This is a genomic window from Azospirillum sp. UENF 112521 (genome assembly GCF_058780665.1).
The window spans coordinates 2,483,706-2,498,885 of sequence record NZ_JBSNCI010000002.1; the positions used below are offsets into that span (position 1 = coordinate 2,483,706).

General features: G+C 67.6%; 14 protein-coding genes. 12 read left to right on the forward strand and 2 right to left on the reverse strand.

Annotation, left to right across the window (positions count from 1 at the left end; all coding sequences use genetic code 11):
- Window positions 1-22: 22 nt before the first annotated feature.
- The 6 genes from ACWPN8_RS14150 (at window position 23) to rpmB (ending at window position 6,627) form a co-directional block, all read left to right on the forward strand.
- Window positions 23-1,132, forward strand: a complete 1,110-nt coding sequence (locus ACWPN8_RS14150) for a microcin C ABC transporter permease YejB (protein ID WP_109445388.1) — start codon at window positions 23-25, stop codon at window positions 1,130-1,132.
- On the forward strand, window positions 1,132-2,217 hold the full coding sequence (locus tag ACWPN8_RS14155; protein ID WP_109051958.1) for an ABC transporter permease: 1,086 nt from the start codon (window positions 1,132-1,134) through the stop codon (window positions 2,215-2,217). Before ACWPN8_RS14150 ends, ACWPN8_RS14155 begins: the two co-directional genes overlap by 1 nt.
- A gap of 25 nt (window positions 2,218-2,242) precedes the next feature.
- Window positions 2,243-3,883, forward strand: a complete 1,641-nt coding sequence (locus tag ACWPN8_RS14160; RefSeq protein WP_492241181.1) for an ABC transporter ATP-binding protein — start codon at window positions 2,243-2,245, stop codon at window positions 3,881-3,883.
- A gap of 297 nt (window positions 3,884-4,180) precedes the next feature.
- Window positions 4,181-5,179 (forward strand): methylmalonyl Co-A mutase-associated GTPase MeaB, encoded by a 999-nt coding sequence (gene meaB, locus ACWPN8_RS14165; protein ID WP_492241182.1) that lies wholly within the window; start codon window positions 4,181-4,183, stop codon window positions 5,177-5,179.
- Window positions 5,180-5,407: 228 nt separating this feature from the next.
- Entirely contained in the window at window positions 5,408-6,097 is a 690-nt protein-coding gene (locus ACWPN8_RS14170) for a hypothetical protein (RefSeq protein ID WP_492241183.1), read from the forward strand.
- A 230-nt stretch (window positions 6,098-6,327) separates the two neighbouring features.
- A complete protein-coding gene (gene rpmB, locus ACWPN8_RS14175) occupies window positions 6,328-6,627 on the forward strand; it encodes a 50S ribosomal protein L28 (protein WP_012973047.1) in 300 nt (99 codons plus the stop codon).
- A 259-nt stretch (window positions 6,628-6,886) separates the two neighbouring features.
- Here the strand turns inward: rpmB and ACWPN8_RS14180 are convergent, their stop codons facing one another.
- Entirely contained in the window at window positions 6,887-7,477 is a 591-nt protein-coding gene (locus ACWPN8_RS14180; RefSeq protein WP_109448668.1) for a regulatory protein RecX, read from the reverse strand.
- 183 nt (window positions 7,478-7,660) lie between these two features.
- On the opposite strand from ACWPN8_RS14180, the gene ACWPN8_RS14185 reads away from it, so the two are divergent.
- The 6 genes from ACWPN8_RS14185 to ACWPN8_RS14210 all read left to right on the forward strand — a co-directional run bounded on the left by ACWPN8_RS14185 (window position 7,661) and on the right by ACWPN8_RS14210 (window position 12,863).
- Window positions 7,661-8,464 carry an ABC transporter permease gene (locus ACWPN8_RS14185; protein ID WP_109051954.1) on the forward strand — a complete coding sequence of 268 codons (804 nt, stop codon included), beginning with the start codon at window positions 7,661-7,663 and terminating at the stop codon, window positions 8,462-8,464.
- A gap of 126 nt (window positions 8,465-8,590) precedes the next feature.
- Window positions 8,591-9,763 (forward strand): aspartate aminotransferase family protein, encoded by a 1,173-nt coding sequence (locus tag ACWPN8_RS14190; protein ID WP_109448666.1) that lies wholly within the window; start codon window positions 8,591-8,593, stop codon window positions 9,761-9,763.
- Window positions 9,760-10,701, forward strand: a complete 942-nt coding sequence (argF, locus tag ACWPN8_RS14195; protein ID WP_109448664.1) for an ornithine carbamoyltransferase — start codon at window positions 9,760-9,762, stop codon at window positions 10,699-10,701. Before ACWPN8_RS14190 ends, argF begins: the two co-directional genes overlap by 4 nt.
- A 168-nt stretch (window positions 10,702-10,869) precedes the next feature.
- Window positions 10,870-11,811 carry an Hsp33 family molecular chaperone gene (locus ACWPN8_RS14200; RefSeq protein ID WP_492241184.1) on the forward strand — a complete coding sequence of 314 codons (942 nt, stop codon included), beginning with the start codon at window positions 10,870-10,872 and terminating at the stop codon, window positions 11,809-11,811.
- Window positions 11,812-11,924: 113 nt separating this feature from the next.
- Complete coding sequence (locus ACWPN8_RS14205; protein WP_492241185.1) at window positions 11,925-12,521, forward strand: hypothetical protein; 597 nt, start codon at window positions 11,925-11,927, stop codon at window positions 12,519-12,521.
- 87 nt (window positions 12,522-12,608) lie between these two features.
- Window positions 12,609-12,863, forward strand: coding sequence for a hypothetical protein (locus tag ACWPN8_RS14210; RefSeq protein ID WP_109448658.1), 255 nt, complete (start codon window positions 12,609-12,611; stop codon window positions 12,861-12,863).
- A gap of 146 nt (window positions 12,864-13,009) precedes the next feature.
- On the opposite strand, the gene ACWPN8_RS14215 is transcribed toward ACWPN8_RS14210, so the two are convergent.
- Window positions 13,010-14,902, reverse strand: a complete 1,893-nt coding sequence (locus tag ACWPN8_RS14215; RefSeq protein WP_109448656.1) for a potassium transporter Kup — start codon at window positions 14,900-14,902, stop codon at window positions 13,010-13,012.
- Window positions 14,903-15,180: the final 278 nt, after the last annotated feature.

A 15,180-nucleotide genomic window follows, 5' to 3' on the forward strand; every position in this document is an offset into this window, starting at 1 on the left:
GGGGAGGGTCGGGACACCCGCGATGCTGGCCTACATCATCCGCCGCCTGTTGCTGATCATCCCCACCCTGTTCGGGATCATGGTGATCAATTTCCTGATCGTGCAGATCGCCCCCGGCGGCCCGATCGAGCAGATGATCGCCCGCGTCCAGGGCACCGCGGTGGAGGCGACCTCGCGCATCGGCGGCAGCGCCGGCGGCGACGCCAACGCCGCCCAGCGCCAGAACCAGACCGGCGGCGACAGCGGCGGCAAGTATCGCGGCGCCCAGGGGCTGGATCCCGCCTTCATCAAGCAGCTGGAGAAGGAGTTCGGCTTCGACAAGCCGCTGCACGAACGCTTCATCCACATGATGTCGAACTACATCGTGTTCGATTTCGGAACCAGCTACTTCCGCGACCGCCGCGTCGTCGATCTGGTGCTGGAAAAGATGCCGGTGTCGATCTCGCTCGGCATCTGGACGACGCTGATCGTTTATCTGGTGTCCATCCCGCTCGGCATCGCCAAGGCGGTGCGCGACGGCCAGCCCTTCGACGTCTGGACGTCCGGCGTGGTGATCGTCGGCTACGCCATCCCCAGCTTCCTGTTCGCGGTGCTGCTGATCGTGGTGTTCGCCGGCGGGCGCTATCTCGACTGGTTTCCCTTGCGCGGTCTGGTCTCGGACAATTGGGGCAGCCTGCCCTGGTACCGCCAAGTGCTCGATTACTTCTGGCACATGGCGCTGCCGGTGTTCTCCATGGTGATCGGCGGTTTCGCCGGCCTGACCATGCTGACCAAGAACTCCTTCATGGAGGAGATCGGCAAGCAGTATGTGATCACCGCCAGGGCCAAGGGCCTGACCGAGAACCGCGTGCTGTACGGCCATGTCTTCCGCAACGCCATGCTGATCGTCATCGCCGGCTTCCCCGGCGCCTTCATCGGCATCCTGTTCACCGGCGCCATGCTGATCGAGGTGATCTTCTCGCTCGACGGGCTGGGGCTGCTCGGATTCGAGGCGGCGATCAACCGCGACTATCCGGTGATGTTCGGAACGCTCTATTTCTTCACGCTGCTGGGGCTGATCATGAATCTGGTCGGCGACATCACCTATGTGATGGTCGATCCCCGCATCGACTTCGACTCGCGGAGGGTGTGATGACTCCGCTGACCCGGCGCCGGCTGGCCAATTTCAAGGCGAACCGCCGCGGCTTCTGGTCCTTCTGGATCTTCCTGGTGCTGTTCACCGTCTCGCTGGGGGCGGAGTTCATCGCCAACGACAAGCCGCTGCTGATCGAATACGAGAACCACTATTACTGGCCGGTTTTCCACACCTACCCGGAGACCACCTTCGGCGGCGAGTTCGAGACCGAAACCGACTACCGCGATCCCTATGTCCGCGACCTGATCGCCGCCAAGGGCTGGATGGTCTGGCCGCCGATCCCCTACAGCTACCGCACCATCAACTACAACCTGCCGGTCCCCGCACCCGCCCCGCCGTCCGCCGACAACTGGCTCGGCACCGACGACCAGGGGCGCGACGTGGTGGCGCGGCTGATCTACGGCTTCCGCATCTCGGTGCTGTTCGGGCTGGTGCTGACCGTCTTCTCCTCGGTCATCGGTGTCGCGGCCGGCGCGGTCCAAGGCTATTTCGGCGGGCTGACCGACCTGTTGTTCCAGCGCTTCATCGAGATCTGGCAGGGGCTTCCCACCCTGTTCCTGCTGATCATCCTGGCCAGCGTGGTGACGCCGACCTTCTGGTGGCTCCTGGGGCTGCTGCTGCTGTTCTCCTGGACCGCGCTGGTCCATGTGGTGCGGGCGGAGTTCCTGCGGGCGCGCAACCTCGACTATGTGCGCGCCGCCAAGGCGCTGGGGGCCGGCGACGTCACCATCATGGTGCGCCATGTGCTGCCCAACGCCATGGTGGCGACGCTGACCTTCATGCCCTTCATCCTCAACGGCTCCATCACCACCCTGACCGCGCTGGATTTCCTCGGTTTCGGCCTGCCGCCGGGATCGCCGTCGCTGGGCGAGCTGCTGGCCCAGGGCAAGGCCAATCTCCAGGCGCCCTGGCTCGGCCTGACCGCCTTCTTTGTGCTGGCGATCATGCTGAGCCTGCTGATCTTCATCGGCGAGGCGGTGCGCGACGCCTTCGACCCGCGCAAGACCATTGCCCAGATGTCCACCGCGCTGCCCGGCGAGGCCGCCGCGGCCACCGCGGCGCGCAAGGAAGCGGCGGAATGACGATGACGACCGTGAAGAGCCCGACATGAGCCTGATGCCCCCCAACCCCGACCTGCTGTCCGTGCGGGGTCTGCGCGTCGATTTCCGCTCGGGCGCCGGTGCCACGCAGGCCGTCAAGGGCGTGTCCTTCGACATCCAGAAGGGCGAGACGCTGGCGCTGGTCGGCGAATCGGGCTCCGGCAAGTCGGTGACGGCGCTGTCGATCCTGCAGCTGCTGCCCTATCCGATGGCGCACCACCCCGCCGGCTCGATCCGCTTCCGCGACACCGAGCTGCTGGGTGCCGAGGAGAAGACCCTGCGGCAGGTGCGCGGCAACCGCATCGCCATGATCTTCCAGGAGCCGATGACCTCGCTGAACCCGCTGCACAGCATCGAGCGGCAGATCAACGAGACCCTGTTCCTGCACAAGCGCCTGTCGACCGCCGCCGCCCGCGCCCGCACGCTGGAGCTGCTGCGCCTCGTCGGGCTGCCCGACCCGGAAAAGCGGCTGACCGCCTACCCGCACGAGCTGTCGGGCGGCCAGCGCCAGCGCGTGATGATCGCGATGGCGCTCGCCAACGAGCCCGACCTGCTGATCGCCGACGAGCCGACGACCGCGCTCGATGTCACTATCCAGGCGCAGATCCTGGCGCTGCTGAAGGATCTGCAAAGCCGCTTCGGCATGGCGCTGCTGCTGATCACCCACGATCTGGGGGTGGTGCGCAAGATGGCGGACCGCGTCTGCGTGATGAACCAGGGCGAGATCGTCGAGCAGGCCAAGGTCGACGACCTGTTCATCCGCCCGCGCCACGCCTACACGAAGAAGCTGCTGTCGGCCGAGCCGCGCGGCAACCCGCTGTCGCCGCCCGAGGATGCGGCGGAGGTGATGGCCGCCGATAGGCTGAAGGTGCATTTCCCGATCAAGAAGGGCCTGCTGCGCCGCACCGTCGGCCACATCAAGGCAGTGGACGGCGTCGATGTCGCGGTCCGCCGCGGCCACACCGTCGGCGTCGTCGGCGAATCGGGGTCGGGCAAGACGACGCTGGGCCTCGCGCTGCTGCGCCTGCACGCCAGCCAGGGCGCCATCCGCTTCGACGGCACCGACATCCAGGGCTGGCAGCCGAAGCGCCTGCGGGGCCTGCGCCGCGAGATGCAGATCGTCTTCCAGGACCCCTACGGCAGCCTGTCGCCCCGCCTGTCGGTCGGCCAGATCATCGGCGAAGGGCTGGGCATCCACGGCATCGGCGACGCCAAGGAACGCGAGACGATGGTCGCCCGCGCGCTGGAGGAGGTCGGCTTGCCGCCCGAGGCGCGCAACCGCTACCCGCACGAATTCTCCGGCGGCCAGCGCCAGCGCATCGCCATCGCCCGCGCCCTGGTGCTGAAGCCGAAATTCGTCGTGCTGGACGAGCCGACCTCGGCGCTCGACATGTCGGTGCAGGCGCAGATCGTCGACCTGCTGCGCGACATCCAGGCCCGCCACAACCTCGCCTATCTGTTCATCAGCCACGATCTGCGGGTGGTGCGGGCGCTGTCCAGCCACGTCATGGTGATGAAGGACGGCAAGGTGGTCGAACAGGGGCCGACCCAGCGCATCTTCGAGGAGCCGCGCGAGGAGTACACCCGCGCCCTGCTCGCCGCCGCGCTGAACCTGGAGGCGGTGGAGTCGCCGGCGGTGCGGACGTAGGGCGGGCGTGATCCCCAGGGCGCGGGAGTTGTCGACAAGATCTCCACGGATTTCACGGATTGGGACACGGATTTCACGGATGTCGCGGCCCAAGGCCGCACCCCTTCGTGAAGGGCCGAAGCGCCGCCAAGTTCAAAAAAATCCGTGAAATCCGTGTCTAAATCCGTGAAATCCGTGGAAGGCCCGCCCACCGAAACCACAGCGTCCGGGACGACCTGCCACCACGCCAAGGGCTTTATCCCGAACCGCTCCCTCGGGTAGGGTACCGCTCCCTTCGCACAGACCGACGCCGCCGCCATGACCGACACCGCCCTGCAAGACGCCGCCCGCCTCGCCGAAGCTGTCCGCTCTGGCGACCGCCGCGCACTGGCGCGGGCGATCACGCTGATCGAATCGACGCGTGCCGACCATCGCGCCACCGCCGAAGCGCTGCTGGAGGCGCTGCTGCCCTATACCGGCAACTCGGTGCGACTCGGCATCTCCGGCGTGCCGGGGGTGGGGAAATCGACCTTCATCGAAGCGTTCGGGCTGCATGTCATCGGGCTGGGGCACAAGGTCGCGGTGCTGGCGGTCGATCCGTCGTCGCAGCGCACCGGCGGCTCGATTTTGGGCGACAAGACCCGGATGGTCGACCTGTCGCGCGATCCCGCCGCCTTCATCCGCCCCTCCCCCGCCGGTGCGACGCTGGGCGGCGTGGCGCGCCGCACGCGCGAGGCGATGCTGGTCTGCGAAGCCGCCGGCTTCGACGTGATCGTGGTGGAGACGGTCGGCGTCGGCCAGTCGGAGACCGCGGTCGCCGACATGGTCGACCTGTTCATGCTGCTGCTGCTGCCGGCCGGCGGCGACGAGCTGCAGGGCATCAAGAAGGGCATCGTCGAGCTGGCCGACCTCGTCGTCGTCAACAAGGCCGACGGCGACCTCGCCGCCACCGCCCGCCACACCGTCGCCGACTACCGCCACGCGCTGACCCTGCTGCGCCACGGCGACTGGCGGGTGCCGGTTCTCAGCTGCTCCGCTTTCAAGAAGATCGGCATCGACACGATCTGGGACACCATCGGCGAGCACAAGGCGCTGACCGAGGCCAATGGCGCCCGCGCCACCCGCCGGGCGGAGCAGGCCCGCGCCTGGTTGTGGAGCGAGATCCGCGAGACGCTGATCGACCGGTTCCGCGCCCACCCGGCGGTGCGGGCCGATCTGGCGCGACTCGAGGCGGAGGTGACCGCCGGAACCACCATCCCCGCGGCGGCGGCCCACACCCTTCTTGGGCGCTTCCTCGACCGGACGGAAACCACCTGATCCAACGGGGCATAAACCGTTCAGCTTATGTTGCACCGCAACAAATCCGTTGCACCGCACCAACCGTAGGGCTATTCTGCACCGGGCGGGAAAGGGGCGACGTGCGCCGATTCGACTTTGTCGATCAGCCTCCGTTGCTTGGGCCGGGGTGCCCGCGGTCTCCTGGGGTTACGCCGGAGCGGCCTTTCCGTTTCCGCCAATATGCCTTGCTCTACGGGAGACAACGCCATGACCGCTCAGCCGACCCCCGCCAACGTCCTGAACCTGTTCAAGACCAACGCCCAGACCACTGCCGCCACCGCCGCCGCCAAGTCCGCCCGCGTCGCCACGCTGGTGCAGGACGGCTACCGCCGCTGGTTCGACGGCGTCACCGCCTCGGTCAACGACGCCAGCCGCCTGGCCGCCGGGCTGGGCAAGGCCCGCAACGCCGCCGATCTGGCCGCTCTTCAGCGCGACTGGCTGTCCACCACCCAGGCCCGCGTGACCGAGAGCGTGCAGGGCTTCCTGGACGTCTCCAGCAAGATCGCCGCCGAGATCACCACCCTGCCGGCTCCGGCCGCGGAGGCTGCCCCCACCGCGGCCCCCGTCGCTGCCCCGGCCCCGAAGGCCGAGGCTCCGAAGGCGGCGCCGGCGGCAGCCCTGGTGATTGCCCCGGCGCCGGAGGTCGAGGCCCCGAAGGTCGAGGCCGCTGCCCCGGTTCCGGCCGTGGCTGCCGAGACCGCCCCGGTTGCCGCTCCGGCCGCCGACCCGGTCGAGGTTCCGGTGAAGGAACTGGTCGAGACGGTGAAGGCCGAGACGGCCGCCCCCGCCGCGGCAATCGCCGCCGAGGCGAAGGCGGTGGCCAAGCCGGCGCAGCGCCGCCCCGCCAAGCCGCTGGCCGCCAAGCCGGCGTCGAAGACCTCCCCGACCGTGAACTGACACCGGTCGGCGCAAGACTGGCGCGGCGCGTCTCTTCGTCGGATCGAAGAGGCCGCCGCGCTTCGACTCTCCACAATCCCGCGACGACTCGGGCTTTAACGGTTTCATCGCGGTTCCCGGCTTGACGACAGGCTTGACGACGGCGCTTTTGTTCGACTATATAGCGGCCTCCTTCGGGCGGCAGGCCGTCCGTTACCGGGTTTCATTTGCTAAAATAAAGGAACAGTCCGATGGCACGTCGGTGCTCCGTGACCGGCAAGGGCACGCAGTTTGGCAACAACGTCAGCCACGCCAACAACAAGAATCGTCGCCGCTTCCAGCCGAACCTCCAGGAAACGTCGCTGCTCAGCGACAGCCTGGGTCAGCTGGTGCGTTTGCGCCTCTCGGTGAACGCGATCCGCTCGATCGAGCACAAGGGCGGCCTCGACGCCTTCCTGCTCGATGCGAAGGACGCGGTGCTGAGCCTGGATGCCCGTCGCATCAAGCGCCGGATCTCCAAGGCGCAGGAGAAGCAGCAGGCCGCGGCCTGATCGCTTCCCCGATTCTGGGGCGCGTTTGGTGTGCTGACGTGGGGCGCTTGCCGCTCCGCTGAAGAAGTTTAGGACGCGTACAGGACGATTCCGACTCCCGGTAAGAGAGCGGCGCGCGACATCCGAAAGGGTGCCGCGCGTTTCGTCGTTTCAGGGCCTGCTGTTTCCGGGCCTCTCATTTCTTGCGATGTGAACCATGGAACATCTCCCGAAAGATGTTCCACGCCGTTCCATCGTCAATGCTCCATCGGCCGCCGCCCTACTCCTCCAGCAGCCCGTCCGGATCCTCGGCATCCACCACCCGCCGGGCGATCTCATAGCCGAAGCCGGCGCGGCCCAGCGCCGCCATGTCCTTCTCCCGCTGCGACTCGCGCTGCTCCGGCCGCCGGTAGGGGCCCAGCCGCCGCCGCTTCGCCAGCGCCAGTGCCGCCGTCAGGTCCAAGTCCGGCCCGACATCCTCGCGCAGGCTGTCCAGCGCCTTGTCGGCCTCGTCGCGGCCGATGCCCTTGCCGGCCAGCTTCTGGGCGATCAGCCGGGTGGAGGCGCCACGGCGGTGCAGGCTTTCGGTGCGCATCCGGGCATAGGTCTCGTCGTTCAGCAGGCCGCTGCGGACATAGCGCGCCAGCAGCTCGTCGATCCAGCGGGCCCCCTCCTCGCGGTCGGTGCCGTGGGCCTTGGCCGACAGGTCGACCTTGCGCATCAGCACCCGGCGCAGGTTGGATGTCGAACTGGCGAAGCGCTCCAGATAATGCAGCGCCGCGTTCTCCAGATATTGCGGCGTGACCCGCTTCGGCGGCTTCCTCGCCGGCGAGCGGGCGGGGGGAACGGAACGCTTGTCGTCGGTGTTCATGGCAGTCCCTTCGGCGGCGGCGGTTGCCGGACGGGCAGGCCGCACGTACAGTCCGTGGCCTTACTGGCGGTCCGTGACCCACCCGGCGCCCTTTCCTGGCGAAACAGTTCCGGCCCTCACTCGGCTCCCCCCAAGGGCGCCGAAACCACAGGTGCCGGTTCCCAAAAGGCAGATCGTGACGCGATGACCCTTCCCCTTCCTCCCATGCCGCGCAATGTCGGTTCCGTCAACTGGATCGGCCTGTGGACGCTCTATGCACGCGAGGTGCGGCGCTTCATCAAGGTGCACCAGCAGACCGTCTGGGCGCCGGTGGTGACGACGCTGCTCTATTACGCGGTGTTCGCCCTGTCGCTGGGGTCGGCGGTGCGGATGGTCGGCGCAACACCTTACCTGGAGTTCCTGGCTCCCGGCCTGATCATGATGGCGATGGTGCAGAACGCCTTCGCCAACACCTCCTCCTCCGTGGTGATCGCCAAGGTCCAGGGCAACATCGTCGACATCCTGATGCCGCCCTTGTCGCCGATGGAGCTGGTCAGCGGCTTCGTGCTGGGCGGCGTCACCCGCGGCATCGTGGTCGGTCTGGTGACGGGCCTCGCCATCTGGGCGGTGATCCCGATGCACATGCCGCATCCGGGCTTCGTCCTGTTCCATGCGGTGATGGCGTCGATGCTGCTGTCGCTGCTGGGTCTGGTCGGCGGCGTCTGGTCGGAGAAGTTCGACAACATCGCCGCGGTGACCAACTTCGTGGTGACGCCGCTGTCCTTCCTGTCCGGCACCTTCTATTCGGTCGATACCCTGCCGCCGGTCTTCTGGTGGGTCGCGCATTTCGACCCGTTCTTCTACATGATCGACGGCTTCCGCTACGGCTTCATCGGGGTGTCCGACGGGGCGCGCTGGCTGGGCGTGGCGGTGATGCTGGGCGTGAATGCCGGCCTGTGGTGGCTCGCCTGGCGCATGTTCAAGACCGGCTACAAGCTTAAGGCGTGAAGACGCTGCGAAAACAGCGCTTTTTCACCCCTGTCCGTTGACAGAACCCATCAATCTCCGGATATTTGCCGTTCCCGGCGGTCAGGCATTGGCCGCCGGATTTTCCTTTTTTGGGAGACCAAGGCCGTGATCCCCGTCGTTATGCCCACATACGCCCGCGCCGATGTCGTTTTCGAGCGCGGTGAAGGTCCGTATCTCTACGCGACCGACGGGCGACGATTCCTCGACTTCGCCGCCGGCGTCGCGGTGAACGCCCTGGGTCACGCGCATCCCTATCTGGTCGAGAAGCTGACCGAGCAGGCGCAGAAGCTGTGGCACACCTCCAACCTGTTCCGGGTCGCCGGGCAGGAGAGCCTGGGCAAGCGCCTGACCGAGGTGACCTTCGCCGACACGGTGTTCTTCACGAACTCCGGTGCGGAAGCCTGGGAATGCGGCGCCAAGGCCGTCCGCAAGTACCATTACGACAGCGGCAACCCGCAGAAGAACCGTATCATCACCTTCGAGCAGGCCTTCCACGGCCGCACGCTGGGCGCCATCTCGGCCGCCAAGCAGGAGAAGCTGGTGCATGGCTTCGACCCGCTGCTGGACGGCTTCGACCAAGTGCCGTTCGGCGACCTCGACGCCGTGCGCGCCGCGATCACGCCCCAGACCGGCGGCATCTGCGTCGAGCCGATCCAGGGCGAGGGCGGCATCCGCGCCGGCTCGGTGGAGTTCCTGCGCGGGCTGCGCGCGCTGTGCGACGAGCATGGCCTGCTGCTGTTCCTCGACGAGATCCAGTGCGGCATGGGCCGCACCGGCAAGCTGTTCGCCCATGAATGGGCCGGCATCACGCCGGACGTCATGTGCGTCGCCAAGGGCATCGGCGGCGGCTTCCCGCTCGGCGCCTGCCTTGCGACCGAGCGTGCGGCGTCCGGCATGACCGCCGGCACCCACGGCTCGACCTATGGCGGCAACCCGCTGGCGACCGCCGTCGGCAACGCCGTGCTGGACGTCATGCTGGCGCCGGGCTTCCTGGACGAGGTGCAGAAGACGTCGATCCTGCTGCGCGGCCGCCTGGAGGAGCTGATCGCCAAGCATCCGTCGATGTTCCTGGAACTGCGCGGCCAGGGCCTGATGCTGGGCCTCAAGCTGGGCCAGCCGGTCGGCGAGGTGGTGGCGAAGCTGCGCGCCAACGGCCTGCTGTCGGTTCCGGCCGGCGAGAATGTGGTGCGGCTGCTGCCGCCCCTGACCATCGGCGAAGCCGAAGTGAACGAAGCCGTCGGGATTCTCGACCGGACGGCGCAGGAGTGCGTGGGATGAGCGGCGACAACAAGACAGTCCGGCATTTTCTCGACATCGACCGGATGGACGGCGCCACCCTGCGCCGCCTGCTCGACCATGCCGTGCGCATCAAGGCCGACCTGAAGACGGACCGGCTGGCCCACTCCACCCTGCTGGCCGGCCGCTCGCTGGCCCTGATCTTCGAGAAACCCTCGACCCGCACCCGCGTGTCGTTCGAGGTCGGCATGCAGCAGTTCGGCGGCAACGTCGTGGTGCTGAAGCCCGACGACATGCAGCTGGGCCGCGGCGAGACCATCGGCGACACCGCCCGCGTGCTGTCGCGCTTCGTCGATGCGGTGATGGTCCGCACCACCGGCGAGGAGCGGGTGCATGAGCTGGCGGCCCATGCCAGCATTCCGATCATCAACGGCCTGACCGACCAGACCCACCCCTGCCAGATCATGGCCGACCTGATGACCTTCGAGGAGCATCGCGGTCCGATCACCGGCCGGACCGTCGCCTGGATCGGCGACTGCAACAACGTCGCGGTCAGCTGGGCGCATGCCGCCGTGCGCTTCGGCTTCGAGCTGCGTCTGGCCTGCCCGACCGTCTACGGCCCGTCGCCGGAGCTGCTGGCCTGGGCCGAGCGCGAGGGCAACGGCCGCCTGGTCGTCACCGACAGCCCGGAAGAGGCGGTGCGTGGGGCCGAATGCGTCATCACCGACGCCTGGGCCTCGATGCACAACACCGATGTGGACGAGCGCGCGGCGATCCTCGCCCCCTATCAGGTGAACGAGGCGCTGATGGCGCACGCGCACCCCGAGGCGCTGTTCATGCACTGCCTGCCGGCCCACCGGAACGAGGAAGTGACCGACGGCGTGATCGACGGCCGCCATTCGGTGGTCTGGGACGAGGCGGAAAACCGCCTGCACGCCCAGAAGGCCATCCTCGGCTGGTGCATGGGCGTGCTGGACTGACCCTCCGCGCCCGATCCCTGCATTCAACGCTTCGATTGGCCCTCTTCCCACCCCGGGAGAGGGCCAAATTCGCATGGGTGCCCTACCGGCCTTGATTCGGCCCCTACGCACCCCGATCTTCGGCCCTACGCCTGCATAACCGGTCTCTGTACTTAAGGAATCTGCCCTATGGACGATCCGTCCGTCCGCCCGCTCACCGATGATTTCGTCCTGCCGTTCCAGATCGAGGCGTCGCGCCTGCGTGGCCGCATCATCAAGCTGGGACCGGCGATCGACGAGATCCTGACCCGCCACGACTATCCGCCCACCGTCGCCCGCTTCCTGGCGGAGACGGCGACGCTCGCCGTGCTGCTCGCCAGCATGCTGAAGTACGAGGGCATCTTCACGCTCCAGACCAAGGGCGATGGCCCGATCCGCCTGATGGTGGCCGATGTCACCTCGGTCGGTGACGTGCGCGCCTATGCCCAGTTCGATCCGGAAGCGCTGGCCAAGGCGGAGCGGGACGTCGATATCGCCCCGGCCGCCGCCCTGCTGGGCAAGGGCTACATCGCCTTTACGGTGGACCAGGGCCCCGACACCGACCGCTACCAGGGCATCGTCGAGCTGTACGGCAAGACGCTGACCGACTGCGTCCAGCATTACTTCCGCCAGTCGGAGCAGATCGACACCGGCCTGACCGTCTCGGTCGACCGCGCGGCGCTGCCGGACGGCTCCTTCGGCCCCTGGCGGACCGGCGGCATCATGGTCCAGCGCCTGCCGCAGGAGCAGGGGCTGACCGCGTCGGACAACGAGGACGATTGGCGCCGCGCCATGGCGCTGATGGCCAGCGTGTCCGGCGACGAGCTGCTGTCGACCGACCTGCCGGCCGCCGACCTGCTCTACCGCCTGTTCCACGAGGACGGCGTGCGGGTCTATGAGGGCAACGCCCTGCGCTTCGGCTGCCGCTGCTCGCGCGAGCGGGTGGAGACCATGCTGCGCGGTCTGCCCCGCGACGAGGTGCAGGAGCTGAAGATCGACGACGGCCGGGTCGAGGTGACCTGCCAGTTCTGCTCGACCGACTACCACTTCACCGACGCGGATCTCGACCGCGTGTATGGCCCTGCCTCCTAACGGGGAATAGGGTCCGACACGAACGCGTTCATGGGGGCGCGGCGTCCGCGCCGCGCCCCTTTTCTTTCCCAGCAACCCAGGTTGCCGAAAGCAGCCCAAGAACCGGAGCCCCCATGCTGTCGCGCCGCTTCACCCTCGCCGCCGGAATGGCCACCCTCCTGCTTGCCGCCTGCCAGAGCGCGCCGCCGCGGCCGGCGCCCCGTCCGGTCGACTTTTCCAATTTCGGGCCGATCGTTCTGAATGCCGGCACCGTCGACGTGGTCGACGCCTACCGTCCGGTCGGGGCCAAGCATGTGGAGGGCCGCTCCGCGGTTCCGCCGGCCGAGGCGGTGCGGCGCTGGGCGGCGGAGCGGTTGCAGGCGGCCGGCGGGACGGGCCGCGTGCGCGTCACCATCCGCGACGCCAGCATCGTCGAGGTGGCGCTGCCCACCAAGAAGGGCATCACCGGCTATTTCACCAACGACCAGGCCCAGCGCTATGACGGCCGGATCGAGGTCGAGATCGCTGGCGAGGTGCCGGACACCGGCAATGGCGGCTTCCGCGGCGTGACCCGCTCCACCGTCACCCATTCCACCACCGTGGCGGAGAACATCTCGCTGGCCGACCGCGAGGCGACCTTCCTGGAGATGACCCGCCGGATGATGGACGATCTGAACGCCCGCCTGGATGCCGGCATCCGCAAGGATCTGGCGCCGATGGTCCGGCGCTGACTTTTTTTGCAGGAGTTGGCCGGGCGCAAGAGTTGGCCCGGCCTTTGCGGTGAGGCACCCGACGTTTCGTCAGAACGGAGGGTGCCCATGCCGAAATTCGACCTCTATGTCGTCCGGCCGCCGGAGGGATCGGCCACGATCACAGCCATCCCCGAAGAAAAACAGCAGTCGTCCCAGGCGGCGCTCCGCAACCTCAGCCGCTCCGGCTGCATGGTGAAGTCCTTGGGCGACATAGACCTGTCCTTCGTCAAGAAGTCGGAGGCGCAGATCAAGCTGGAACTGGCGGTGCGGCAGATGTTCGCCGCCTCCGCCTACAAACCGCCGGTGTCCATTGTCTGGTAGTGGCTGTCCGGTGTTGACCGTCCGCTAACGGCATGAGGCGAGTGGCCTTCTGGCGGGGGCGGCAGAAACTGCCCCCGCCCGCCGCCCTCATCGGCACGTTCGGCCGGTAAATTCGGCGGTCAAGACCCTGTCCGGCAAAGCCTGCCCTAGATTTCCAGCTGCATGCCCAGCTCGACCACCCGGTTGGGCGGGATGCAGAAATACTCCGACGCGCTGGACGACAGCTTCGACAGGAAGATGAACAGCGGTTCCTGCCAGCGCGGCAGGCCGGACTTGCCATGGCTGCGGATCAGCGTCTCGCGGCTGACGAAATAGGTCGTCTCCATCGGCTCGAACGGCAATCCCGGGATGCGCTTGCTTTCCAGCGCCACCGGGATGTCCGGTTCGTCCTTGAAGCCGAAATGGACGATCAGCCGGAAGAAGCCGGCCGACAGCGCCTTCAACTCGAAGCGCTGCTCGTCCGGCACATGCGGCACGTCCTCGATGTCGACGGTCAGCAGCACGACGCGCTGATGCAGCACCTTGTAGTGCTTCATGCTGTGCAGCAGCCCCGGCGGCAGGCCGCGCGGGTTGCCGGTCAGGAACACCGCGGTGCCCGGCACCCGCTGCACCGACCCGCTCTTCAGCCGCTCCAGCAGCATGTCGAAGGGCAGCGCATCCTCGGCCAGCCGCTTGCGCACCACCTCGCGCCCGCGCCGCCACGTCGCCATCAGCAGGAAGACAGCCGCACCCACCACCAGAGGGAACCAGCCACCCTCCTCCACCTTCACCAGATTGGCGAGGAACAGCGCCATGTCGACGGTCAGGAACACCGCCAGCGCCAGCACCGCCTGCCACAGCTTCCAGCGGCCGAGCGAGCGCGCCACCTTGTAGGCCAGCAGCGTGGTCGCCACCATCGTGCCGGTCACCGCAATGCCGTAGGCGGCGGCGAGATTGCTGGAGGTCTGGAAGGTCAGCACCAGCAGGATGACGCCGGCCAGCAGCAGCCAGGTCAGCTGCGGCATGTAGATCTGGCCCTTCTCATGCTCCGACGTGTGCATCACCTCCATCCGCGGCAGATAGCGCAGATGCATGGCCTGCAAGGTCACCGAATAGGCACCGGAGATCACCGCCTGCCCGGCGATGATGGTTGCGGCGGTGGCCAGCAGCAGCAGCGGCACCTGCGCCCAGTCCGGCGCCAGATGGAAGAAGGGGTTCTCGATGGCTTCCGGCTCGTGCAGCAGCAGGGCGCCCTGGCCGAAATAGCACAGCAGCAGCGACGGCAGCACGATGGTGTACCAGGCGCCACGAATCGGCTTGCGGCCGAAATGCCCCATGTCGGCATAAAGCGCCTCCGCCCCGGTCACCGCCAGCACCACCGCACCCAGCAGCAGGAAGCCGTGCCAGCCATGGTTGAACAGCATCTCCACCGCATGGCCGGGCCACACCGCGCCCAGCACGCCGGGATAGCGGATGATCTGCCCCAGACCCAGCACTGCCAGCGTCAGGAACCAGACCATCATCACCGGTCCGAACAGCTTGCCGACCTTCTCGGTGCCGAATCGCTGCAGCACGAACAGTCCGACCAGGATGGTCAGCGTGATCGGGATGACATAGCTGTCCAGGGCGGGGGCGACGACATGCAGGCCCTCCACCGCGCTCAGCACCGAGATGGCGGGGGTGATCAGGCTGTCGCCGTAGAACAGCGAGGCGCCCATCACGCCGATGGCCATGACGACCCCGGTCCGCCGGTGCCCCGGGCGCATGCCGCGCAACGCCAGCGCGGTCAGCGCCAGGATGCCGCCTTCGCCCTGGTTGTCGGCGCGCATGATGAAGATGACGTATTTCACCGTCACCGTGATGATCAGCGCCCAGAAGATCAGCGACAGCACCCCCAGGATGACTTCGGGCGTCAGCGGGAAGCCGCCGCCCTCGGTCAGGCATTCGCGCAGCGTGTAGAGCGGGCTGGTGCCGATGTCGCCATAGACGACACCCAGCGCCCCCAGCGCGAGCGCGCGCAGCTTGGCCGCATGCTCCCGCCCATCCATGCTTGCTTCCATACCCGGTCCGCTCCGATCGTTTCCATGCACAGCCATGCCTAAGGTGGCTTGGCGTGACCGTGCAAGCACCGAATGGCGAAACGCGCCACCGGCACGACCGATCCCCGGTGATTTTCATCCCGACGGGTTCGGGACACCATAGCGCCGGCGCGGCACTCGGCACCGTTGCATCGGGGCCGGGGCCGTGCTTCCATTCCTGCGTGCACCGTGGGCAGTTCCGAGCCGGCAGCCATGTCCAACGATTTCCTGTTCGCCTCGGACAAGTCTCCCCCCGCAGG

Bases quoted from the DNA above. Each gene is read 5' to 3' on its own strand.
- ACWPN8_RS14150 (WP_109445388.1), top strand. From the start codon at position 23: ATGCTGGCCTACATCATCCGCCGCCTGTTGCTGATCATCCCCACCCTG.
- ACWPN8_RS14155 (WP_109051958.1), top strand. From the start codon at position 1,132: ATGACTCCGCTGACCCGGCGCCGGCTGGCCAATTTCAAGGCGAACCGC.
- ACWPN8_RS14160 (WP_492241181.1), top strand. From the start codon at position 2,243: ATGAGCCTGATGCCCCCCAACCCCGACCTGCTGTCCGTGCGGGGTCTG.
- meaB (WP_492241182.1), top strand. From the start codon at position 4,181: ATGACCGACACCGCCCTGCAAGACGCCGCCCGCCTCGCCGAAGCTGTC.
- ACWPN8_RS14170 (WP_492241183.1), top strand. From the start codon at position 5,408: ATGACCGCTCAGCCGACCCCCGCCAACGTCCTGAACCTGTTCAAGACC.
- rpmB (WP_012973047.1), top strand. From the start codon at position 6,328: ATGGCACGTCGGTGCTCCGTGACCGGCAAGGGCACGCAGTTTGGCAAC.
- ACWPN8_RS14180 (WP_109448668.1), bottom strand. From the start codon at position 7,477: ATGAACACCGACGACAAGCGTTCCGTTCCCCCCGCCCGCTCGCCGGCG.
- ACWPN8_RS14185 (WP_109051954.1), top strand. From the start codon at position 7,661: ATGACCCTTCCCCTTCCTCCCATGCCGCGCAATGTCGGTTCCGTCAAC.
- argF (WP_109448664.1), top strand. From the start codon at position 9,760: ATGAGCGGCGACAACAAGACAGTCCGGCATTTTCTCGACATCGACCGG.
- ACWPN8_RS14200 (WP_492241184.1), top strand. From the start codon at position 10,870: ATGGACGATCCGTCCGTCCGCCCGCTCACCGATGATTTCGTCCTGCCG.
- ACWPN8_RS14205 (WP_492241185.1), top strand. From the start codon at position 11,925: ATGCTGTCGCGCCGCTTCACCCTCGCCGCCGGAATGGCCACCCTCCTG.
- ACWPN8_RS14210 (WP_109448658.1), top strand. From the start codon at position 12,609: ATGCCGAAATTCGACCTCTATGTCGTCCGGCCGCCGGAGGGATCGGCC.
- ACWPN8_RS14215 (WP_109448656.1), bottom strand. From the start codon at position 14,902: ATGGAAGCAAGCATGGATGGGCGGGAGCATGCGGCCAAGCTGCGCGCG.